We start from the raw sequence: 22,779 nt of genomic DNA, 5'->3' as shown, positions 1-22,779 counted from the left end.
TGCCCATGTGCGCAGCGAAGCATCCTCGCTGCTTTTCGTTACTTCTTGCTGACGACGGCAATATAGGAAAACTCTTTGCCATGATCGAAAAAGAAATTGAACATCGTGCGGAAACGGTCGATGTTCTCCGTGCGCAGCCCGTTGCGGATGATCTTCATCGCACCGTCGAACCCCTCGTCGCGCACCAATCCGGCAGGATCGAGCAGCGTCATCCGCCCCGTCTGCACCTCCGTCGTAAATCCCGCCTGTTGAAAGAGCTGGCGCCACATGCCCTCAGAGAGCGGATCGACGTTTACGCGAATCGCACGCGAGATCCCCGCGCGCAGCTCCGCCGCCTGCTCCTCGTCGTCCGTGCGCAGGGCAACGTCATGGGTCAGCAGTACGCCGCCCGGCTTCAGCACGCGGAAGTACTCGGCGATCGCCTTTGCCTTGTTCTCGCGCGGCAGCATGGTGAGCATCGCCTCATTGATGACGACGTCGAACGCCGCGTCGGGGAACGGCAGCGCCATGGCGTTGCCCTCGACCACGTCGACCACATCGGAAAGCCCGTGTGCCTCGATATTGGCACGCGCCTTCGCGAGGGCGGCGGGATTCATATCGAGGCCCGTGATGCGGCAGCCATGCTCCTCCGCCAGCGCGATCATCGTCGTGCCCATGTTGCAGGCGACTTCAAGGACGCGCGTGTCAATGGTAAAATCCACATGGGAAAGGAGCCACTCCGTCGCCTCACGCCCGCCGGGACGCAGGCGCGTCTTGCCAAGGCGTGCAAGGAACTCATGGCCCATCTCGTTTTGCTTCTGTTCTGTCATCATAACACCTCCGTTGATCGATTATAGAACGATTCTCAGCATCATTCTACTGGGTATTGGCGGTCGTTTTCTGTAACGAATGTTACGGGCATAAAATTATTTCCGCATCTTACTATATCCTTAACGGGAAATTCATTGCTCCGCGGCTTTGCTTATCTTTCTCTCATGAGATATAATGAAAGAGATTCTATGTGTATAAGGAAGGAATATCCATGAACGAAAACGATCCAGCCCGCCGCAGGATCATCCTGAGCGGCATCCAGCCCACCGGCACATTCACGCTCGGCAATTATCTCGGCGCGGTGAAAAACTGGCGGCAGCTGCAGAAGGAATATGACTGCTACTACTTCGTCGCCGATCTCCATGCGCTCACCGTCTATCACGAGCCTGCGATGCGGCGAAAGGCAAGCCGCGAGGCGTTTGCCCTCCTGCTCGCGTGCGGACTCGATCCGGAGGAGAGTCTCGTCTTTATCCAGAGCCACGTGAGTGCGCACGCGCAGATGGGCTGGATGCTCTCCTGTCTCAGCCCGTTCGGTGATCTCAGCCGCATGACGCAGTTCAAGGACAAGTCGGCGAAGCATCCCGAGGACATCAACGCGGGGCTCTTCACTTACCCTGCGCTCATGGCAGGCGACATTCTTCTCTATCAGGCAGACTACGTGCCCGTCGGTGCAGATCAGACGCAGCACCTTGAGTTTACGCGAAACGTCGCCGCGCGGTTCAACCACGTCTACGGCGAGACGTTCCGCCTGCCCGAGGGCTATTTTCCGAAGGCGGGTGCGCGCGTCATGAGTCTCGCCGAGCCGACAGCGAAGATGAGCAAGTCCGACGAGAACGCCAAGGCGACCATCTTCATCCTCGACGATGAGAAGACGATCCTCAAAAAATTCAAGTCTGCCGTCACGGACAGCGATGCCGAGGTCGCGTTCCGCGAGGGCAAGGACGGCATCAACAACCTCATGACGATCTACTCCGCCATCACCGGGAAATCCTGCGATGCGATCACGGCGGAGTTTGCAGGAAAGGGCTACGGCGACTTCAAGACGGCCGTTGGGACGGTCGTCGCCGATGAGCTGCGCCCCATCCGTGAGCGTTATGCGGAGCTGCTCACGGATAAGGCGTACCTCGACGCAGAGATTGCGCGGGGGGCGGAGCGCGCCGCACACATCGCCGAAAAGACGCTCGCGAAGGCGAAACGCAAAATGGGGCTGTGCTGATGAATGCACATCGTGTGACGCGCGCCGTCATTCTCGCAGCCGGGCGCGGGTCACGGCTCGCGCCGCTGACCGATCACCTGCCGAAGCCGCTCGTCCCCGTGAACGGCGTGCCGATCATCGCAACCATTTTAGATGCGCTTAATGCGGCGGGGATTTCGTCGATTACTATAATACGGGGCTATTGCGGTGCGGCGCTTGACACGCTCAAGGACGCGTACCCGCACATCGCCTTTCTCGACAATCCGGACTGGGCGGCGGCAAACAACATATCCTCCATCGCGCTCGCGGGGCGTGCAGGGCTGCTTGAGGACAGCTACGTCATCGAGGGTGATCTCTACCTCGCGCATCCCGCCATCATCACGCCCACACAGGAGCGCACGAACTACATCGCCTTCCCCGTGACGGCGACGGACGACTGGTGTTTCGACGCGGATGCCGACGGGAGGATCACGCACATCGCTACAGAAAGCTCACACCCCTGTCACCAGATGCTCGGTCTCTCCTACTGGACGGCAGAGGACGGGGCGCGGCTGGCGCGCTGCGCGAATGCGCTCTACGCCGAGGAGCAGTACCGCCAGCTCTACTGGGACGAGATCATTTTGAAATACAATCCCGACACATGCGATGTGTATATCAGGGAGTGCACGCGCGAGGACGTGTGGGAGATCGACACCGTGGCGGATCTGCGGGCGCTGGAGGCGCGGATAAGACATAATTGAGCCCCGTCTGCTGGGTGCCCGTCTGCGAGGACGTCCGAAGCGAAGCTACAGGAGGTTCTCTCTGCCGAGAAGGCGGTGCATCCCCTGTAGCAAACCTAGTGAAGCAAGCGGAGAAAAGGGTACGTTCTGCCCCCCTGCGGATTTCTACCGTTCAAGCGAAGCGCGTTTGGAATCCGCAGGTATTAGGGGAACGCTGGCCCATTTAACCATTCATCTAGGCGTATCTTTTTCGCCCTCTCTGTGTCGATAAATCCTCAGCATAGCCACCGCTATGCTTCCGGTTTATTTCCTTGATAGGACAAAAAATCTGCACCTATCTGAATAGGTCTCATTGGGTCAGTGTTCCCCTCGGCGATAAGTACCCGACCGCTTGCGTAACGAGGTTCTGCGAAGAGGATGCACCGTAAAAATCAGCAAAAACGAAATAGAGGGAAAGATATGAAGAACGTTTATACCTGCTTCTGCACGGACATCATCCACGCGGGGCACAAGAACCTCCTGCGCGCGGCGGCAGAGCTCGGCCGCGTCACTGTCGGCGTCCTCTCCGACGCGGAGATGGTGCGCTACAACCGCTTCCCGACGAAGACACTCGAGGAGCGCATGACAATGCTCAGCGAGCTGCCCGAGGTCGCGGAGGTCATCGTACAGGATCACATCATGTACGACGAGGTACTGGACCGTCTGCGCCCCGACTACGTCGTCCACGGGAGCAACTGGGCGCAGGGTCCTGAGTCCGCCATCCGCAAGAACGTCCTCGCGGCGCTCGCGCGCTACGGCGGAAAACTGATCGAACCATCCTATACCTATAATGACGAGGTGCGCAAGATCGACTGGCAGATGCGCGAGCAGCTCGCTATGCCCGAGGCGCGCCGCGGCCGTCTGCGCCGTCTCCTCGATATTGTCCCCATCGTCAAGACCATCGAGGTGCACAACGGCCTCACGGGACTGATCGCGGAGAAAACCATCGTCGAGAATGACGGCGGCCTCGACCAGTTCGACGCCATGTGGGTCTCCAGTCTCTGTGACTCGACCTCACGCGGCAAGCCCGACATCGAGCTCGTCGACCTCTCCGACCGGATCCAGACCATCAACGAGGTCATGGACGTCACGACGAAGCCCATCATCCTCGACATGGACACGGGCGGAACGGCAGAACACTTCGCCTACAACGTCCGCACCCTTGAGCGCATCGGCGTTTCCGCCGTCATCGTCGAGGACAAAACGGGCGCAAAACGCAACTCCCTCTTTGGCACGGAGGTCGCGCAGACGCAGGACACGATCGAAAATTTCTCCGAAAAGATTGCGGCGGGCAAATCGGCACAGCGCACGGAGGAGTTCATGATCATCGCGCGCATCGAGAGCCTGATCCTCGAAAAGGGGCAGGAGGATGCCCTCGCACGCGCCGAAGCGTACGTCGCGGCGGGTGCAGACGCCATCATGATCCACTCGCGCGCCAAATCGCCCGATGAGGTCATCGCGTTCTGCGACGCCTTCCACGCGAGCCACCCGGACGTCCCCATCGTCGCCGTCCCCTCCTCCTACAACACGATCACGGAGGCGGAGCTCGCGGCACATGGCGTCCGCATCGTCATCTACGCCAACCAGCTCACGCGCGCGGCATTCCCCTCTATGGAGAATGCGGCACGCTCCATCCTCGTCCATCACCGCGCCCACGAGATCGACAAGGAGCTCCTGCCGATCAAGGACATCATCCGACTGATCGAGGTCGTCTGAGCGCTGCGTCATCTGTATGGAAGGAAGGTCACATGGACAACAAGTGGAAAGACGTTTGGAACCGACGGCACGCAAACAAAGCTGCCCTCTCGGGCAGCTGGCAGGATATCTTCCTCGAGCTCAAGCGCATGAACGGCTTCGACGTCATGGACGGCGGCATACCGCTCGATTCTCTCCTCATGCAGGCACGGCGCATCAAGGAGCTGCTGCACCTCACAGCAGGGATGAGTGTCTTCGACGTCGGCTGCGGGGCGGGCGCGAACCTCTATCTCCTGCAGCGTGACGGCATTGCCGTCGGCGGCACGGACTACTCTGCTGCTCTCGTCGAGGCGGCACGCGGCGTGCTTCCCGAGGCACGGGAGCTCACGTGCGGCGAGGCAGACGCCTTTGATACAACGCTGACCTACGATGCGGCACTCTCCAACAGCGTCTTCTCCTACTTTCCTGACGAGGCATTCGCGGAGCGCGTGCTCACGCGGATGCTCGAAAAGGCAGCGGGAGCGATTGGCCTCATCGACCTGCACGACGCAGCGAAGAAAGAGGATTTTCTCGCCTACCGCCGCGCGGCAATCCCCGACTATGACGAGCGCTACAAAGGACTCAGCAAGCTCTTCTACCGCCGCAGCTTCTTCGCGGACTTTGCCCGTTCGCACAACCTCAGGATCGAGTACCCCGCCATCGAGATGGAAGGGTACTGGAATACACCGTTCGTCTTTCACGTATTTCTGTATCGAAAGTAGGTCGCCATGGACAACAAATGGAGAGAGATTTGGAACCGCAGAAAGCCCGACACGGGCAAGCTGTCGGGGAACTGGGAGGACACTTTCCTCGAACTCAAGCGCCTCAACGGTTACGACGTGATGGGGGAAGGCATCTCACTGGATGCCTTCCTCAACGAATACGCACAAACGAAAGAACTGCTCTGCCTCACCAATGATTCCAGCGTCTTTGAGGTCGGCTGCGGGACAGGTGCAAACCTCTATCTGATGCAGCGCGATGGGATGACCGTCGGTGGAACGGACTACGCCGAGGGGCTCATCGAGACCGCACGTGCGGTGCTCTCATCCCCGGTAGAGTTATACGCCGGCGAGGCAGACGCCATCGCCGTCGATCAGAAATACGACGCCATCTTTGCCAGCGGCGTATTCCCCTATTTCCCCAGTGACGACTACGCCGTCCATGTCCTCGACCTCATGCGGGAAAAGAGCCGCGGCGCCATCGGCATCATGGGGCTGCACGACATTGAAAAACGCGAAGACTACCTTGCCTTCCGTCGGGCAAATATTCCCAACTACGACGAGCTGTATAAGGATCTGCAGCGGCACTTCTACACACACAGCCTCTTTACCGACTATGCATCGGCACATGGACTGCGCATCGCATTTCCTTCCATGGAGCTCAAGGGATACTGGAACAACGCGTTCGTCTTTCACTGCTTTATGTATCGGGAGTAAACCATGAACATCCAGCGCAACGTCCTCCTCAACCCGGGACCTGCGACCACGACGGACACCGTCAAGATGGCGCAGATCGTCCCCGACATCTGCCCGCGCGAGCGTGCATTCGGTCAGCTCATGCGCGCGCTCGGCACCGACCTCCTGAAGGTCGTCCACGCCGATGCGGCGGACTGGGCGACCGTTCTCTTCTGTGGATCGGGCACGCTCTGCATTGATTCGTGCGTCAGCTCGCTCGTCCCCGCCGGGAAAAGACTCCTCATCATCAACAACGGCGCCTACTCCGCACGCGCGGCAGCCGTCGCACGTGCCTACTCCGTGCCGCACATCAACCTGACCTTCCCGGCGGACGGTCTGCCCGACCTCGATGCGGTGGAGAGCACGCTCGCAGAGAATCCCGACATCGCCGCCGTCTACACGACGCATCAGGAGACGGGCACGGGCATCCTGAACCCCGTGCGCGAGATCGGTACGCTCGCCCACGCGCATGGCGCGGTCATGATCGCCGATACCATTTCGACCTATGCCATGATCCCCTTCTCCGCCGACGAGATGAACGTCGACGTCTGCATGTCCTCGGCGCAGAAGGGCATCCAGGGCATGACGGGGCTCTCCTTCGTCATCGCCAAAAAATCCCTGCTCGCGGCGGCAAAGGACTATCCCGTGCGCTCCTACTATACGAACCTCGTCATGCAGTACGAGGGCTTCGAGGAGACGGGCGAGATGCGCTTTACCCCACCCGTGCAGACCGTATACGCGGCAAAGCGCGCGCTCGCCGAATACTTCGCCGAGGGAGAAACGAAGAAATGGGCGCGTCATACACGCACGATCAATGCCATCCACGAGGGAATCGCCCGTCTGGGGCTCACCGAGACCATCCCGCGTGCGATCCAGTCGGGACTCGTCGTCGCCGTCAACTATCCGTCGGCAGACTTTGACTTCACCCGGGTGCATGACTATTGCTATGAGCGCGGCTACACCATCTATCCCGGCAAGATGCAGACGGCATCGACCTTCCGCCTGTGTGCACTCGGCGCGATCGATGCGCCCGACATCGCGGCGTTCTTCCGCGTATTCGAGGAAGCACTGAAGGCATAGCAACAGGAGCCCGATCGCGGCTTTGAGGAAAGGGATCCACCATGCAGGACGACGATTTCAGCACATTCTGGCACAATAACGAGCAGGCTTCTGCGCTCTTTTACGACCTCCTCGCGCGTGTGGAGCAGGGCGCCTGCGACGACGACTTTCTCATCCAGCTCGCTACGTATCGTAAGGCGGGTGGGGATGCGGCACACGCCGACATCTTTGCCGCGCAGTATCTTCTCGCGAATGGGGATGCAGAAAGCGCCGTCATCTGCGGGGAGCGCGCCTTTCGCCTGCGCGCTGTCGAGCCTGCACTCTGGGCGGTGCTGCGCCGTGCGTACACAGCGACGGCACGCTATGCGGATGCGCTTGTCATGCAGGCGTATACGGCGAAACTGCTGGACCATCCGCTCACGCTCCCGGCGGATATTCCGCGCAGCGTGCTGACGCCCGAGGTGCTCGATCGCCTGTCTGTTGCCATGGGCTCACCATCATTTGCCCCGCTGGCGCTCAGCCGTATCAGCTGCGATGGGGAACATGGTCTCTGCGCATCTGAAGGCGTTTTTGCGGGTGAATACATTCCCGCACCGCACGCTTCACACCCGCCCTACTACGTTGCTGCGTATACCGAGCAGGAACAGCAGGGGGACAAAGCCTGGCTGCTGCAGACGATTCAGGATGCAGCGGGCTTTGCCTACAATGTCGGCGGAGGGTTCACCTATGAACTCATTCGCGCCAGCCGTGCTCCCGGGTACGCCGAGATTCACTGCACAGGAGAGACCGTTTTCCCCATCATCGGCGTATCAGCCTTTCAAAATCTCCATATAAAGACCTCATCGGTGGATCAGGACACGCCTCTTGCGCCCGCAACACCGAATTTTTTCCGTCTGTGTGAAGACACCCAGCTGTCCTCGGATCATGATTTTCTCGTCGGCGCACCGATCGCAATCGGGCACAGCCCGACGCGCCGTCCGCTCGTGCTGAACATCCTCACCGATGCACTCTCATGGGAGGTTGTGCGTACTCACTTTGCCGAATGGATGCCGAATACGGCCCGCTTCTTCGCGCAGGGAACGATCTTCGATCAACATTTCTCCGCATCGGAGTATACCTATCCGTCTCTCTCGACCATTGAAACGGGGATGTATCCGCACCACAATCAGATCTTCAACGATACGCTTGCCGTCCTCCTCAACCCCGCATATATCCCGCTCTCCGAGCGCATACGTACATGCGGATATGCCACGACGAATCTCATGGGGGAGGGAAGCGGAGTCTATAACGGGGCAACGCGCGGCTTTGACCGGCTTGTGATCGCGCCCTATCACCTGTTCGCCTACGAGGCTGCGGAACGAACCATCCGCTATTTGGAGGGGCTCCGCGACGCCGATCATTTCATCTACCTGCACACATTGGATGTGCATCCATGGCCTTATCCGCGCTTTCAGATCACTGCGAGCACGCAGGCACGTCTGCCGCTCGAGGATCGTCTGTCGGGGGCAAGGAGCACCTCTCCCAGTCCCTATCTCCAGTCCACAAAACTGAGCATGGCTGCCTATATCCAGGGCATCCGTGATCTCGACCGGGCTCTCGGCACACTCTTTTCCTATCTGGAGCAGCACTACACACCGGATGAGTACCTCGTCAGCCTCTACTCCGACCACGGCGTTCCCATATTCAGCAAGCACCACTACATCGTCAGCCCGGACATGACACACACTGCATGGATGATGCGCGGGGCAGGCGTTCCCGCGGGGATCACGGTGAGCGAAATGACCAGCACGGTGGACATCTATCCGACACTCGCATACCTTCTCCATTTCCCTGTCGGAGAACATGTGGATGGCGTCCTGCCGCAGATCTTTGGCGGCAGAGGACGTGAGATCGCGTTCAGCAACTCGCTCTACCCGGGGCGGACCTACTGTCTGCGCGCACGCACGCGGGAGCACACATTTCATCTCGAGTCAGCAGATGCTGTCCTGCCGAATGGGACGGTGGATCTCGCGCGTGCTGTCACAGCATGCTACCCGCGCGGCGAGGAGGGGATCGTGGGACGTGAAATTGACGATCCAGCGCTTCGTTCCTTCTTCTACCCGCGCGTGCGGGATTTCCTAATGGGCATCGCAAGCAATGGGGAGATATTCCCGCCGCCAAAGGAGGCATGAGATGAACGACGATTTCAGCATATTCTGGTACAATGATGAGCACGCGCAGGAGCTCTTCTATGATCTCCTCGCACGATCAGAGCGTAATGCCTACGACGACGATTTTCTCATGCAGCTCGCCGTCTATCGTGAGGCAGCGCCCGCGAGTGAGCGCGCCGATATCTTTGCGGCGAAGTACCTGCTCCATCACGGCGATGCGGAAAATGCCGCCGTATGCGCAGAGCGTGCCCACGCAAGGCGCCCGCTCAACGCTGAGATCTGGAAGCTCCTCGCCGCGGCCGATAAGGCCCTCGGCCGCGAAAGCGATGCGGCCGCCATGCAGGGCCATCTCTACGGCCTTTACGGCGCGCCGATGCCATCGCTGGATATGGAATCACCGTCGCTGACAGAGGCACTGGATCGGCTCTCCCTCGCCATGGGAACATGTCTCAATCTACCGACTGCCACGAGCCGGGCCTATGTGGAAAATGGGGAACTTTTATTTCGTCCTGATATCTTTGTCGGTGAGGCACTCCCCCTCACCATGCCGGAGGGAAGTGCCTCCTTTTGGGGTGGGATCTACGCTGAGAACGCCTGTCTGTCGGATCAGAGTTATGTGCTGACCGATCTGCGGCATGAGCGATCCTTCAGTCGTCATGGCTACCACGACTTCTTCTTCGATCTGCAAAAGGCGCAGGAGGTGCGCGGCACGGTGTCCATCCAGCTTCCGCCGGGGGAGGAGGCGATCATCCCCATCGCTGGTACAGCACCGGAGCAGCCACTCGCCGTAACAACGGCATCTAGCGGCACACAGGAAACCTGTCTGGGCAAATGGTCGTTTAATTTCTTTCGCTTCAGTGAAAATGCTACTCTGCACGCACCTGCGGACAGCCCCTATACGGTCGGCACGCCAATCCGCCTGGGGCACAGCCCACAGCGCAGAAAGCTCGTCCTGAGCATCTTTGTCGATGCGCTGTCATGGGCCATCGCACGCCCCTATGCAGAGACGCATCTGCCGAACATCATGCGTTTCTTCTCGCGCGGAACAATCTTTGACCAGCAGTTCTCGAGCTCGGAGTATACCCTGCCCGCCTACCCCGCCATCGAGACCGGATACTATCCGCATCATACCAATATATTTAATCTGCGCGTCGGATACGAACTGCCGCTCCGTATGCCGACCATCGCAGAGCGGATGAAAGGCCTCGGCTACCACTGCGCTGCCCCCATGGCGACGACACAGGGGATCGCTCACGGTCTGCTGCGCGGGTTCGACCGTGTCATCGCCGCCGGATGGACGCTGCACACGGCGGTCGGCGTGGACTCCGTCCTCCGCCACATCGACGCCTTTGACGAGACCGATCAGTTCCTCTTCCTCTATCTGCTGGACGTGCATCCGTACAATGCACGCTGGTTCAAGTGCGATACTGCCGTTGAGGCACACCTGCCGCTTGCGGAACGGTTCTTCCCGCATGACTCAGATGTGGCGAGTGTCCGTCTGCCCAATCTCCGCATCTACCAGGAGCAGTATCTGGAGCAGATGCGGCAGACGGATCGCACACTCGGGCTGCTGTTCTCCTACCTAGAGCAGCATTTTAACGAGGATGAGTACCTCATCAACCTGTACTCGGATCACGGGATTCCCATGTTCGGTGATACCATCGGCGGCAGCATCGACATCCTCAGCGAACGCTCCACCAGTGCCACGTGGATGATGCGCGGTGCGGGCGTCCCCGAAGGCACTGTTGTTCACGACCTTACGAGCACGGTGGACATCTATCCGACCCTGGGCCACCTCTGCGGGTTCCCCGTCAACGACGATATTGACGGACGCCTCCCTGCCGTCTTCGGCGGTACGCCGCGCGACGCGGTATACAGTGCATCGCAGTATCCGGGGCAGACGTATAAGCTCGCCGTGCGCACCCACGATCACACGATGCGCGCTGAGACACAGGACCCCGTCGATGAGGACGGAACGGTGGACTTTATGATTACGCGCGCCGGTATCTATCCGCGCGGCCATGAGCTTGAGGCAGGCTGCGCCGTCGACCAAGAGGATTTGAATGCGTTCTTCTATCCGCGTGCCCGTAACTTTGTCCGCGAGATCGCGAACAACGGGGAGTTCTGGCCCGCCATGCGCGCCGCACGCCCGGAGTGGTTCGGCGGACAGCCCTAAAAGGAAAAGAGATATGATGAGCGACGATTTCAGCGTATTCTGGCGCAATAACGAGCGGGCTTCTGCGCTCTTTTACGACCTCCTTGCGCGAGCAGAGCGTGGTGCCTACGACGACGACTTTCTCGCGCAGCTCGCCGCCTATCGGGAGGCAGAGCCCACGAGTGAGCGCGCGGATATCTTCGCGGCGAAGTACCTGCTCCATCACGGGGATGCGGAGAATGCGGCGGTCTGCGCAGAGCGTGCCTACCGCAAGCGCCCCGTCAATTACGAAGTTTGGCTGCTGCTGGCCGATCTCTATGCACGACTGAACCGCCCGATCGACGCGCTCATCATGCAGGGATATGCTTATGGTCTCTACGGTGCGCCGCAGTTCTCCTTTCACCTCGACGAGGATCAGCTCCGCGAGGGGTTGGGGCGTCTGTCGATTGCGCTGGGCATGGGCAAGGGGGCTCCCTTGACAAAGGTGCGCGCGGTCATCAGAGAACAGGGACTCCAGTTCTCTACGGATCTTTTCATCGGCGAGCCGCTCCCTCTCACCATGCCGCCGCATTACTCCAGGTTTTGGGCGGCATCCTATACGGACTACTATCTCTCCGATCAGGGCATCATGCTTGACCACAACCGCCACACGGACGCATTCAGCACATACGGCTACCGCGCCGCTTCGTTCCAGCTGCAGCAGGCAGAGGAGGTGCGCGGTCCATCGGAGATACAGATCCCGGCAGAAACAACCGCTATCGTTCCCATCGCGGGCACAAGCCATCTGCAAAAGCTGACCATCACAAATGCAGGAGCCTCCCATCCGCTGTACCTTGGAAAATGGGCGTTCAGTCTTTTTCGTCTGGAGGGATCCGCGCACATCACCCCCGCGGATGACCGTCCTTACGCCATCGGCACGCCCATCCCACTGGAACACAGCCCCGCACGGCGAAAGCTCGTGCTGAACATTCTCGTCGATGGACTTTCCTGGGGCGTCATCCGTACATGTTTTGCCGAATGTATGCCCAATACCGCCCGTTTCTTTGCACGCGGCACGATCTTTGATCAGCATTTCTCCGTATCGGAATTCACATATCCCTCTTTGCCGACCATCGAGACGGGACGTTATCCGGCGCATACGCAGGTATTTAACGAGAACGACAGTCACGAACTGCCCCTCGACATCAAGACTCTCTCGGAGTCCATGGCGGATCTCGGCTACTATACCGCCGCACCGCTGGGTGCAGCGGACTGCATCTACAGCGGAGCCATGCGCGGCTATCGGACGCTCAACGCAGAGCCATGGACGCTGCCAAGTGCCGATATGGCGGAACGTACCATCCGCCAGATCGAGGCATTTAACGAGACAGATCAGTTCCTGTACCTGCACACAACAGATGTTCACCCATGGAACCCCAAGGGGTTCAAGTTCTACCCGGCGACAGAAACGCACCTCCCACTGACACAGCGCGTTTTTGAGGTGGATGAAAATGTGACGAGTGTGCATCTGGCGCAGCTGCCCGTCTATCAGGATCATTTTTGGCGCAGCCTTTCCTGTGTTGACCGCCACCTCGGTTATCTGTTCTCCTACATTGAGGCGCACTTTGACGAACGCGATATCCTCGTCAGTCTCTACTCCGATCATGGGAATTCGGTATTTACCATGCCTGTGAACGGCAGTGTGGACGTCATCGCCGAAAATGCGACGCACGCCGTATGGATGATGCGCGGTGCAGGTGTCCCCGAGGGACACATCGTAAGCGAGCTGACCAGCACGGCAGATCTCTATCCGACGCTCGGGACGCTCTGCACCTTCCCCGTCGCAGACGACATCGACGGCAATCTGCCGGCGGTCTTCGGCGGGAAAGAACGCGATGCGGTATATAGTATGTCGATGTTCCCGGGACAGACGTATAAGCTCGCCGTGCGCACCCACGACCATGCGCTGCGCCTTGAGACGCTAGAGAAGGTCGATGAGGACGGTACGGTGGATTTCGCAGATGCGCGTGTGGGGATCTATCCGCGCGGCCATGAGCTCGATGAAAACCATGTCGTGGACAGTGCGGAGCTGCGGGCATTCTTCTGCCCGCGTGCCCGTGACTTCGTCCGTGAGATCGCGAACAACGGGGAGTTCTGGCCCTCGATGCGCGCCGCACGCCCGAAGTGGTTCAGCGGACAGCCCTAACAAAGAAAAGAGATATTATGAGCGATGATTTCAGCACATTCTGGCACAACAACGAGCGGGCTTCTGCGCTCTTTTACGATCTCCTCGCACGCGCGGAGCAGGACGCCTACGACGACGACTTTCTCGCGCAGCTCGCCGCGTACCGCGAGACGGGAGGGGATGCGGCACACGCCGACATCTTCGCGGCGCAATATCTTCTCACGAATGGAGATGCAGAGAACGCCGTTATCTGCGCGGAACGCGCCTTTCATCTGCGCCCGCTCCAAGCGCCGATCTTCGAGGTGCTCGCGCGTGCCTGCAAGGCGCTCGGCCGCTATGCTGACGCACTCCTCATGCAGGGCTACACCAACCGGCTCACCGATGTGCCAATCGCGGTGGATGACTACCCGCATGAAGCGATCACGCAGGAGGCACTTGACCGTCTGTCCGTCGTCCTGTCTCATCCTTCGTTCGTGCCGCTCGCCACACGCGCGTCCTATGATCCAGAGGCGGGCATCACCACGATGGACGGGCTCTTTGCCGGCGAGTTTCTCCCCGCATCCCAAAATCACCACTGCGCCTACTATGTCGGTGTCTACGCGGAGCAAGGGCAGCAGGGCGATAAGGCATGGCAGCTGAAGAACATTCGTGATGCACAGGGCGTCGGTTACTTCGCCGCAGGAGACTTTGTCTTTGATCTGATGCGCGCACAGCGTGCCCCCGGGGCAGCACATATAGAGCTCGCTCCCGGACAGGAGGTCGTCCTCCCCATCATCGGCACCGTGCTCCCCGCTGTCGGCGTGTGCCAGCCACAGCAGATCCACGTGCGCTCCGCATCGGTCGACGAGCCCGGCTGGCTGAACGTTGCCACGCCCAATTTCTATCGGCTTCGTGAGACGACCGACTTCTCCTCAGATCATGCGTTTCTCGTCGGCCCCCCGATCCAGATCGGACATCATCCACGACGCCGCCGTCTGGTACTGAATATCCTCGTCGATGCGCTCCCCTGGGAGATCGTCGGCAGCTGCTTCGCAGAGATGATGCCGCAGACGGCACGCTTTTTTGCGCGCGGGTTGATCTTCAATCAGCAATTCTCTGTCTCCGAATACACCTATCCGTCGCTGGCGACCATCGAGACCGGGCTCTATCCACACCACAGCAAGATGTTCCACGACAAGATCCCCGTGGAGCTGTCCCCTGACATCGCAACGATCTCGGAGCGTGCACGGGACCACGGCTATGCAACGGCACAGCTGATGGGGTTCGGCATGGGGCTGTACGACGGGTGCATGCGCGGCTATGATCGCCTCATCGCAGCAATGTACCGTACGCCTGCCTACGAGGGGACAGAGCGCATCATCCGCCATCTGGACGGCATGCCCGACGCAGATCACTTCATCTATTTTCACACGGCAGATGCCCACCCATGGCCTGCGCCGCTCTTTCAGCAGGCAGCCACAGTGCAGGCCTCGCTGCCGCTTGCCGCACGTATGACGGATGAGATTCACGCGCCGCATAGCCCCTATCTCCGTCCGAGCCCCATCAATCAGGCATCGTTCCGCTATGGGGTGCGCAGTACGGATCGGGCTCTTGGCACACTGTTTTCCTATCTGGAGGAACACTATGCGCCGGAGGAGTACCTCGTAAACCTCTACTCCGACCACGGCGTCTCCATCTTCAGCCCAACGCCCTACATCGTGGACAGCCCGCTGACCCATACGGCATGGATGATGCGCGGCGCGGGTATTCCCGAGGGAGTTATCACCGAGGAATTGACCAGCACGGCAGACATCCATCCGACGATAGCGCATCTGCTGGGTTTCCCCGGCGATGCCGATGTGGACGGCGTACTCCCGCGCGTATTGGGCGGCTCAGGACGGGATGTTTCATTCAGCAACTCCCTCTACCCCGGCAAACCGTACTTTCTCGCGGTACGCTCGGCATCGCATACGCTCTGCCTCGAAACAGAGGAACCGGTCCACACCGACGGCACCGTCGATCTCGCTCGAGCAAACGTCGCCATCTATCCGCGTGAGCACGAGCGGGAAAGAGGATATGAAATCGACGACCCAGCCCTGCGCGCATTCTTCTACCCGCGCGCGCGGGATTTTCTAAGGGGAATCGCAAGCAACGGGGAGACATTCTCTCCGCTGAAGGAGTCATGAGATGAACGAAGACAACCGCGTATTCTGGCACAACAACGAACAGGCTTCTGCGCTCTTTTATGATCTTCTCGCGCGGTCGGAGCAGGATGCCTACGACGACAACTTTCTCATGCAGCTCGCCGCCTATCGGGAGGCAGCGCCCACGAGTGAGCGCGCGGATATCTTCGCGGCGAAGTATCTCCTCCATCACGGGGATGCGGAGAATGCGGCGGTATGCGCGGAACGCGCCTACCGAAAGCGCCCCGTGAACCGCGAGATCTGGCTGCTGTTGGCCGAGTCATACGCCCGGCTGGATCGTCCCGTCGATGCACTCACGATGTATGGATATGCCTATGGGCTCTATCTCTCCCCTGAGATTCCCATGGAGCTGCTCATGCGCGGCGGAAAGGACGGTCTTGACCGGCTCTCCATCGCCGCAGGCATCGGAACAGGTGCCCCGATGACACAGAACCGCGCCTTCCTTGCAGGCGCAGATCATGCACTGGAGTTTCAGCTCGACGCCTTCGTGGGAGAGTATCTCCCGCTCACACCGCCCGAGGGAAGTGCACGCTACTGGGTCGCTGCCTATGTCGATAATGCGTTCCTCTCGGATCAAAGTCAGCTGATCGAGAAAATGCGGCACACCGACGTCTTCGTCGATAGGATGCAGCGGGATTACCCGTTCTGTCTGCAAAGGGCACAAGAGGTACGCGGCCGTGTGACGATCGAAGTGCCGGAGGGGGCGGAGGTCATTCTCCCCATCGCGGGGACGGAGCCCCTGCAGGAGCTGACCATCGCATCCAAGTCCCAGCCGCCGGCATCCGCCTATCTCGGCAAGTGGGCGTTCAGTCAGTTCCGCCTCACGGAGACGACCGAGATCACACCTGCCTCTGATGCCGTCTATGCTGTCGGCACGCCGATCCGCCTTGGGCACAGCCCCGCGCGGCGAAAACTCGTGCTGAATATTCTCATCGACGGGCTCGCGTGGAATATCGCGCGCACGCACTTTCCCGATGCGATGCCGAACATCGCACACTTCTTCGCGCGCGGCACAATCTTCGACCAGCATTTCTCCACATCGGAGTGCACCTATCCATCCCTCCCCGTGATCGAGACGGGACGCTATCCGACCCATACACAGGTATTCAACGAGAGGAACAGCCACGAGCTTCCGCTCGATATGATGACCCTCTCGGAGTGCATGACGGATCTCGGCTACTATGCCGCCGCCCCGATGGGGGCAGCGGACCCCATCTACAGCGGCACACTGCGCGGCTACGATCAGCTGAATACCACCGGGTGGAAGCTCCTTTCTGCTGAGGCAGTTGACCGCACCATCATGCAGCTCGAGGCGTTCGATGAGACAGATCAGTTCCTCCATCTGCACGTCGCGGACGTGCATCCGTGGAATGCCAAGGGGTTCAAATTTCACCCTGCGGTGGAAACGCATTTGCCGCTCTCAGAGCGCCTGTTTGATACTGATGAGCATATCGCCAGTGTACGCCTGCCCAAGCTCAAGATCTATCAGGAGCAGTTCTGGCAGAGTCTTCGCCGCGCAGACCGCAATCTGGCGCAGCTCCTCACCTACATCGAGGAGCACTACGCGGAGGAAGAATATCTTGTCAGTGTCTACTCCGACCACGGCAACTCGATCTTCAGCGCCCCCGTGAACGGCGTGATGGACGTGATCGCCGAGAACTCAACGCGTGCCCTCTGGATGATGCGCGGTGCCGGTGTCCCCGAGGGGCGCATCGTAAACGAGCTGACCAGCTCGGCGGATCTCTATCCGACACTCGGTGCGCTCTGCGGTTTCCCCGCGGCAGACGACATCGACGGCAATCTGCCGGCGGTCTTTGGCGGAAAAGAACGCGACGCTGTATATAGTATGTCGATGTTCCCGGGACAGACGTATAAGCTCGCCGTACGCACCCATGACTTTGCGCTGCGCCTTGAGACGCAGGAGAAGGTCGACGAGGACGGTACGGTGAATTTTGCAGATGCGCGTGTAGGGATCTATCCGCGCACCCACGAGCTCGAGGAGGACTGCGCCGTCGACAGCGCGGAACTGCGCGCATTCTTCTACCCGCGTGCGCGCAGCATTGCCCGCGCGATCGCAAACAACGGGGAGTTCTGGCCCGCGATGCGCGAGGCGAGACCTGAGTGGTTTGGAAGCAGTACAAAGGAGCATCTATGAACGCGAACGATCTCATTGCCGCCCTTGGGGCAGAGTTCTTCACAGGCGTGCCCGACTCGAAGCTGCGCCCCCTCGTCGACTGCCTGATGGATACCTATGGGGCGAACAGCCCGTCACACATCATCGCGGCGAATGAGGGGAATGCGGCGGCACTCGCGGCGGGCTATCATCTCGCAGCGGGCAAGGTGCCGCTCGTCTACCTGCAGAACAGCGGGCTCGGCAACATCGTCAATCCCCTGCTCTCCCTCCTCCATGCGGAGGTCTACGGCATCCCGTGCATCTTTGTCATCGGCTGGCGCGGCGAGCCAGACCTCCACGACGAGCCGCAGCATCTCGTACAGGGGCGCCTCACGCTGCCGCTCCTCGAGACGATAGGCGTCAAGACGATGGTGCTCACGGAGGCGTCCCAGCCGGAGGATGTCTCCGCGTGGATGGAGCAGATCCGCCCGCATCTCGCTGCCGGCGGACAGTGCGCGCTCCTCGTCCGCAAGGGAGCGCTCACGCATCCGAAACACAAATACGCAAATGAAAATCCCCTGCGGCGCGAGGATGCCATCGCACGGATCCTCGATGCGGCACAGGGCGCTGTCGTCGTCGCAACCACGGGGAAGACGGGGCGTGAGCTATTTGAGCTGCGCGCGGCACGCGGTGAGGATCACGCCCATGACTTTCTCACCGTCGGCTCGATGGGGCACGCGGGGGCGATTGCTCTCGGCATCGCCCTCCACCGCCCGTCACAGCGCGTCTTTCTCCTCGACGGAGACGGGGCAGCCCTCATGCACATGGGCGCGATGGCCACCATCGGTGCCGCTGCACCGGCGAATATCGTCCACGTCCTCCTCAACAATGAGGCACATGAGAGCGTCGGCGGCGCGCCGACAGCGGCACATACCGTAGACTTCCCCGCCGTCGCGCGTGCCGTCGGCTACCGCCTAGTGCAGACGGCAGCGGATGCGGCAGAGCTTGCGCAGATACTCCCTGCGGTAGGGAGGAGTGATGCACTCACCTTCCTCGAGGTGCGCACCGCCATCGGCTCGCGCGCTGACCTCGGCCGTCCGACAACAACGCCGACGGAGAATAAGGAAGCTCTGATGCGGACACTACGGGAATAAAAAAAGAGCATTGCATTGGCGAATCACCCGTGCAGTGCTCTTTTAATATAAGAAGTTTTGTTTGCTTTTCCATGTGATTTTATTTATAATCAGGTTGGAACGTCCCAGCAAAGAGGCGGTGTCTTTCCCCCGAAAGGGGGTGAGTGAGATGACGGAAGCTGACGCTATCGTATTGCTTGTCGCAGCGACTGGCTATATACTCGCAATAACCCAAAAGAAATAACCGCCGTCCCTGACAAGTCGTGCGGTTATCTTAAAAAATAATTCGTTATGCTTGGAAAGGCGCCGCCGGGGCGTTCTTTCTTTTCTTATTATAGCAATAGTCTCCCCCATTGACAAGCAGAAAATGAAACATTACTTTTTCCCGTGAATTAGTCCCAATGCGAGCTCGGCGTTGCGTGCGGCGAGGCTGCGCATCTGTGCGAGGAGGTCGGCGTTCGCCGCCGTAAATTCGCTGCGTGCCGCCCATTTGCGGCGGACTTCCTTGAGGACGCTCGCGGTGGTGATGTCCTGCAGGTCGTTGACGGGTTTTTCCCCGATGGAGCGCAGGAAGCGGTCGACCTTCGGATCGTAGGAGATGCCGATCATGGGGACGCCCATGACGCCCGCAAAGATGAGGGCGTGCAGGCGCACGCCGATCATGAGGTCCATGTTCGCGACGAGGGAGAGGAGCTCTGCGGTCGTGTATTCGCCCGTGAGGACGGTGCAGTCCTCCTTTGTCCATGCGGCGACGGTCTCCGCCGTCCGCACGTCTTCGGGGTACTGCATGGGGAGAAAGATGACGCGTGCATCGAGCTCGCGGACGATGGCGTCGCTGATCTCGGCAAGGATTTCCTTGTAGTGCTGCCAGCCCTGCCAGTCGCGTACGGAGATGCCAACGACGGGGCGCGCGCCGTCCGCTCCGCAGGCAGCGAGGATGGCGCGCCCTGCCTCGCGCCCGACGGGATGGATGCCGAGTACGGGGTCGGCGGTGCACTCCATCGGCGGACGGCGGATGCCGAGGCGGCGCAGCTCTGCCATGGAGCCCTCGTCGCGCACGGTAATGAGGGAGACGCGGTTGCCGAGCCAGCGCATGCAGCGGCAGGCGAATTTTCCCGTGACGGGACCGATGCCCTGCGCGTAGAGCATCGTGCGTTTGCCGAGGAGGAGGGCAAGCAGGATGACCGCCATATAGTAGTAGAGACTGCGGCGGCTCGTGACGTTCTGGAGCAGGCTGCCGCCGCCGCTGATGAGGAGGTCGGCGTGCCGCATGGCGCGGAAGATTCCGCGCGCGTCAAGCGAGCCGACCGCATGGACGCCGTGGCGCCGCTCAGTGTCGGCAGGGTTGGCTGAGATGACCGTGATATGAAGTTCCGGGTCCAAATCTCCGAGCACCTCGAGCATCGCCGCGAGCATGGCCTCATCGCCCGCGTTCTTCGCACCGTAGTACCCGGATACAACGATCCGCTTCATCAGGTAAAGCGCCCTCCGTTTCCCATTCCTATGACAATTTCCTGCGCCGCTCATGGCGCCCCTTCCACCATGCTCCGCATGGTCCCCCTCCCCCGTGTCGCACGGGGGAGGCTGCGTCTACGGCAACTAGCTTCCTCCGTCGCTACGGGGGAGCGGTCAGCATAGAATCGCATCTGCCGCTCATGGCGCTCCCACCGGCTCACAATGTTCGCCACCTCCCCCGCTGTGGCAGGGGAGGCTTCGTTTACGGCAGCAGTTCAACCAGCCCGCTTCACCCGCTCCAAGAGATGATTCCATGCCGCAACAAGTGCCACGAGCACAGCGCCAATCGCGCCGCCGAGGAAAATGCCGCCGATGCCGCGCACGAGCGACATCTCGATCGGCGTGCGCATGTGTGCGAACGTCTCGACCATGGAGCCCTGTCCGATGGTTGCCACGAGGACGAGGGCAAAGATGATCCACGTCCGCCACCGCCGTACCGCCGCGCAGAGTGCGAGCAGGAAGGCGGGGTGTCCGATCATGAACTCCTTCGTGCGCGGACGTGCGTAGAAGAGCTGCTCGAGCGCCGCACGCATTTTCAGCTCGATCCCGGGCACGGGCATTCCTGAGGTGTGCCCACTACGCAGGACGAGGACGATGAGCGCGCCGATGAGGACAAGGCCGCCGAGGAGCGAGCCGATGCGCACGGGGGTCGCGAGTATCTCGCGCACCTGTCCGAGGACGCCCGCCGACGCGTCGAACTGCCCATCAAAGATATCAAAGCGCTGCATGAACGCAATCGCCACGAGCACCATCGGCAGGACAAAGGTCAGCTTGATCCCGCGGAAGATGTCGAACTCGAGGAGATAGCGCGTATCGACGAGTGAGCCTGAGAGATAGCCCGCGCCGACGAGGGAGAGCGCACTCGTGATGCCGAGGAGCACCCAGCCCGCGACGATGATGCGCCATGTGGGCGTATCCTTTGCGAAACGCCGTCCGCCGAGGAGATCGAGCAGCCCCGTGATGGCGAGTGCCGGAAAGAGGTTTGCGCTTGCCAGCGCCGCGAGCACGCGGATCTTGCTCCCCGCGCCGAGCAGGACGGGCATCATACCGATGAGCGCGAGCACGACGAAGGCGAGGAGCACCACGCGACGGCGGCGGTTCAGCGCCGGAATGACGAGCGAGAGATAGAGCACGCCCGCCGCGGCGACACCCATGATGACGAGTGCGCGCAGGAGGCGGGACGGCGCGTAGTCCACAAACGTCCCCGCATGGCCAATGGCAAAGCCGTGTGCCTCAAGTGCCTTGCGCGTATCGGTGAAGTACTGCATATTCGTCTCAAGGAGAGACATATTGGGCGCAGGCGTATCATAGATGCGCAGGAGATTGATGCGGATGTTGCGCTCCTCATCCGTCGTCACCCAGCGCTCGACCGCCTCGGCGATCTTGAGTTTTTTCTGCTCATCGGGCGGGATGGCGTAGAGACGCGCGACGTGCTCCTCTCCGAGCCCCTTTGCGATCTCGTCCATGCCCTGCTGACGGTAGAACTGCAGCTGCGTGATGCCCTCGATCAGGCCGAGCGTCAGGCGACGCTCCTTCATCTCGTCGATGGTCGTCTGCAGTGTCTTCGGCGCACCGAGCGTCTCCTGTCCCGAGAAGACAATGGCAGAGATGCGGATGCCCTCCATGCGGTCAAAGACGGCGCGCACATCGTCCGGCGTGCAGTCGTGGTAGTTCGACGGGCGCGCGAGTACGTCAAAACCTGCTGCGTTGACGGCGCGCATCTCGTCTGCCGGCATCCCAATGTTCTGTTTCAGGAACCCCTCGTAGAACGCCTTGACCGCGATGACCTCCTCGTCGCCGACCGTATCGACGGTGACGCGATCCGCACCGAAGCGGCGCAGGAGGTCATCCTTTAGCTGTGCGTAGGTCTCGGGGTCGCTCCCCACGACGTAGACCTCCGTGCCGACGATCTTCCCCTCGTCCACCAGCGCGCGCCAGCGCGGATCCATGAGCATCCCGCTGTGATAGCGCGCGAGGATGTCCGCGCCCGAGAGGACGGCCGCCTTGCCGTTCGCGTTGAACTTCTTGAACGTCGTCTCATAGACGGCGAGCGAGGTGATGCCCGCCTCCTTTGCCTGAGCGAGCACCTCATCGGCGGGGAGCCCCTCGCGCTGTGCGAGCTCCAAAAGCCCCTCGTAGTCGATGGCGAGCTCCACCGTGCGCGAGTTCACCTCGACGGCGTGCCGCTGGAAGCCGATCACAACGCTCGCGACAAAGCCGATGAGAATCGCCGCCAGCAGAATCGGATGATAGTAAAATTTCTTCATCTAAAATAAGTCCTTCGATATAATGCAGCGTCCATGCTGCGCGCTCTGTATCAAATAAGTGTGAAAATGAGGGTGAAAAATAATGGTAT

Annotated in this window: 15 protein-coding genes; 12 read left to right on the top strand and 3 right to left on the bottom strand. The window is 60.4% G+C overall.

Annotated elements, in window-relative coordinates; genetic code table 11:
• Positions 1–38 precede the first annotated feature (38 nt).
• On the bottom strand, positions 39–809 hold the full coding sequence (locus ADJ74_RS04715) for a class I SAM-dependent methyltransferase (RefSeq protein WP_172664511.1): 771 nt from the start codon (positions 807–809) through the stop codon (positions 39–41).
• 212 nt (positions 810–1,021) lie between these two features.
• On the opposite strand from ADJ74_RS04715, the gene trpS reads away from it, so the two are divergent.
• The 12 genes from trpS to aepY all read left to right on the top strand — a co-directional run bounded on the left by trpS (position 1,022) and on the right by aepY (position 18,929).
• Positions 1,022–2,026, top strand: coding sequence for a tryptophan--tRNA ligase (gene trpS / locus ADJ74_RS04710; RefSeq protein ID WP_050342320.1), 1,005 nt, complete (start codon positions 1,022–1,024; stop codon positions 2,024–2,026).
• Positions 2,026–2,745, top strand: coding sequence for a phosphocholine cytidylyltransferase family protein (locus ADJ74_RS04705; RefSeq protein ID WP_050342318.1), 720 nt, complete (start codon positions 2,026–2,028; stop codon positions 2,743–2,745). The genes trpS and ADJ74_RS04705 overlap by 1 nt, the downstream gene beginning before the upstream one ends.
• Before the next feature lie 438 nt (positions 2,746–3,183).
• Positions 3,184–4,479, top strand: coding sequence for a phosphoenolpyruvate mutase (gene aepX, locus ADJ74_RS04700; protein ID WP_050342316.1), 1,296 nt, complete (start codon positions 3,184–3,186; stop codon positions 4,477–4,479).
• A 32-nt stretch (positions 4,480–4,511) separates the two neighbouring features.
• Positions 4,512–5,219, top strand: a complete 708-nt coding sequence (locus tag ADJ74_RS04695) for a bifunctional 2-polyprenyl-6-hydroxyphenol methylase/3-demethylubiquinol 3-O-methyltransferase UbiG (RefSeq protein ID WP_050342313.1) — start codon at positions 4,512–4,514, stop codon at positions 5,217–5,219.
• 6 nt (positions 5,220–5,225) lie between these two features.
• The gene (locus ADJ74_RS04690; RefSeq protein WP_050342311.1) at positions 5,226–5,933 is read left to right on the top strand and encodes a bifunctional 2-polyprenyl-6-hydroxyphenol methylase/3-demethylubiquinol 3-O-methyltransferase UbiG; all 708 of its coding nucleotides are present in this window, start codon (positions 5,226–5,228) and stop codon (positions 5,931–5,933) included.
• Positions 5,934–5,936: 3 nt separating this feature from the next.
• Positions 5,937–7,031, top strand: coding sequence for a 2-aminoethylphosphonate aminotransferase (locus ADJ74_RS04685; RefSeq protein ID WP_050342309.1), 1,095 nt, complete (start codon positions 5,937–5,939; stop codon positions 7,029–7,031).
• A 41-nt stretch (positions 7,032–7,072) separates the two neighbouring features.
• Positions 7,073–9,181, top strand: a complete 2,109-nt coding sequence (locus ADJ74_RS04680) for a sulfatase-like hydrolase/transferase (protein WP_050342307.1) — start codon at positions 7,073–7,075, stop codon at positions 9,179–9,181.
• Position 9,182: 1 nt separating this feature from the next.
• Complete coding sequence (locus tag ADJ74_RS04675; RefSeq protein ID WP_050342304.1) at positions 9,183–11,336, top strand: sulfatase-like hydrolase/transferase; 2,154 nt, start codon at positions 9,183–9,185, stop codon at positions 11,334–11,336.
• Between the two features lie 16 nt (positions 11,337–11,352).
• A complete protein-coding gene (locus ADJ74_RS04670; protein ID WP_050344207.1) occupies positions 11,353–13,500 on the top strand; it encodes a sulfatase-like hydrolase/transferase in 2,148 nt (715 codons plus the stop codon).
• Between the two features lie 17 nt (positions 13,501–13,517).
• Entirely contained in the window at positions 13,518–15,644 is a 2,127-nt protein-coding gene (locus ADJ74_RS04665) for a sulfatase-like hydrolase/transferase (RefSeq protein WP_050342303.1), read from the top strand.
• A gap of 1 nt (position 15,645) precedes the next feature.
• Positions 15,646–17,817 (top strand): sulfatase-like hydrolase/transferase, encoded by a 2,172-nt coding sequence (locus ADJ74_RS04660; protein ID WP_050342300.1) that lies wholly within the window; start codon positions 15,646–15,648, stop codon positions 17,815–17,817.
• On the top strand, positions 17,814–18,929 hold the full coding sequence (gene aepY / locus ADJ74_RS04655) for a phosphonopyruvate decarboxylase (protein WP_050342298.1): 1,116 nt from the start codon (positions 17,814–17,816) through the stop codon (positions 18,927–18,929). The genes ADJ74_RS04660 and aepY overlap by 4 nt, the downstream gene beginning before the upstream one ends.
• 354 nt (positions 18,930–19,283) lie before the next feature.
• On the opposite strand, the gene csaB is transcribed toward aepY, so the two are convergent.
• Positions 19,284–20,381 carry a polysaccharide pyruvyl transferase CsaB gene (csaB, locus tag ADJ74_RS04650; protein ID WP_050342296.1) on the bottom strand — a complete coding sequence of 366 codons (1,098 nt, stop codon included), beginning with the start codon at positions 20,379–20,381 and terminating at the stop codon, positions 19,284–19,286.
• 257 nt (positions 20,382–20,638) lie between these two features.
• The gene (locus tag ADJ74_RS04645; RefSeq protein ID WP_050342295.1) at positions 20,639–22,690 is read right to left on the bottom strand and encodes a DUF5693 family protein; all 2,052 of its coding nucleotides are present in this window, start codon (positions 22,688–22,690) and stop codon (positions 20,639–20,641) included.
• Positions 22,691–22,779: the final 89 nt, after the last annotated feature.

It is taken from the genome of Selenomonas sp. oral taxon 478 (assembly GCF_001189555.1).
Classification (GTDB): Bacteria; Bacillota; Negativicutes; order Selenomonadales; family Selenomonadaceae; genus Centipeda; species Centipeda felix.
Note: the sequence above shows the minus strand (reverse complement) of the source record. Positions and strands in the feature narration are given on the sequence as shown.

Excerpts from the sequence above, each read along its gene's own strand:
- ADJ74_RS04660 (WP_050342300.1), top strand. The coding sequence starts at position 15,646 with ATGAACGAAGACAACCGCGTATTCTGGCACAACAACGAACAGGCTTCT.
- ADJ74_RS04645 (WP_050342295.1), bottom strand. The coding sequence starts at position 22,690 with ATGAAGAAATTTTACTATCATCCGATTCTGCTGGCGGCGATTCTCATC.
- ADJ74_RS04695 (WP_050342313.1), top strand. The coding sequence starts at position 4,512 with ATGGACAACAAGTGGAAAGACGTTTGGAACCGACGGCACGCAAACAAA.
- ADJ74_RS04690 (WP_050342311.1), top strand. The coding sequence starts at position 5,226 with ATGGACAACAAATGGAGAGAGATTTGGAACCGCAGAAAGCCCGACACG.
- aepX (WP_050342316.1), top strand. The coding sequence starts at position 3,184 with ATGAAGAACGTTTATACCTGCTTCTGCACGGACATCATCCACGCGGGG.
- ADJ74_RS04675 (WP_050342304.1), top strand. The coding sequence starts at position 9,183 with ATGAACGACGATTTCAGCATATTCTGGTACAATGATGAGCACGCGCAG.
- trpS (WP_050342320.1), top strand. The coding sequence starts at position 1,022 with ATGAACGAAAACGATCCAGCCCGCCGCAGGATCATCCTGAGCGGCATC.
- ADJ74_RS04665 (WP_050342303.1), top strand. The coding sequence starts at position 13,518 with ATGAGCGATGATTTCAGCACATTCTGGCACAACAACGAGCGGGCTTCT.
- ADJ74_RS04715 (WP_172664511.1), bottom strand. The coding sequence starts at position 809 with ATGACAGAACAGAAGCAAAACGAGATGGGCCATGAGTTCCTTGCACGC.
- ADJ74_RS04680 (WP_050342307.1), top strand. The coding sequence starts at position 7,073 with ATGCAGGACGACGATTTCAGCACATTCTGGCACAATAACGAGCAGGCT.
- ADJ74_RS04685 (WP_050342309.1), top strand. The coding sequence starts at position 5,937 with ATGAACATCCAGCGCAACGTCCTCCTCAACCCGGGACCTGCGACCACG.
- csaB (WP_050342296.1), bottom strand. The coding sequence starts at position 20,381 with ATGAAGCGGATCGTTGTATCCGGGTACTACGGTGCGAAGAACGCGGGC.
- aepY (WP_050342298.1), top strand. The coding sequence starts at position 17,814 with ATGAACGCGAACGATCTCATTGCCGCCCTTGGGGCAGAGTTCTTCACA.
- ADJ74_RS04705 (WP_050342318.1), top strand. The coding sequence starts at position 2,026 with ATGAATGCACATCGTGTGACGCGCGCCGTCATTCTCGCAGCCGGGCGC.
- ADJ74_RS04670 (WP_050344207.1), top strand. The coding sequence starts at position 11,353 with ATGAGCGACGATTTCAGCGTATTCTGGCGCAATAACGAGCGGGCTTCT.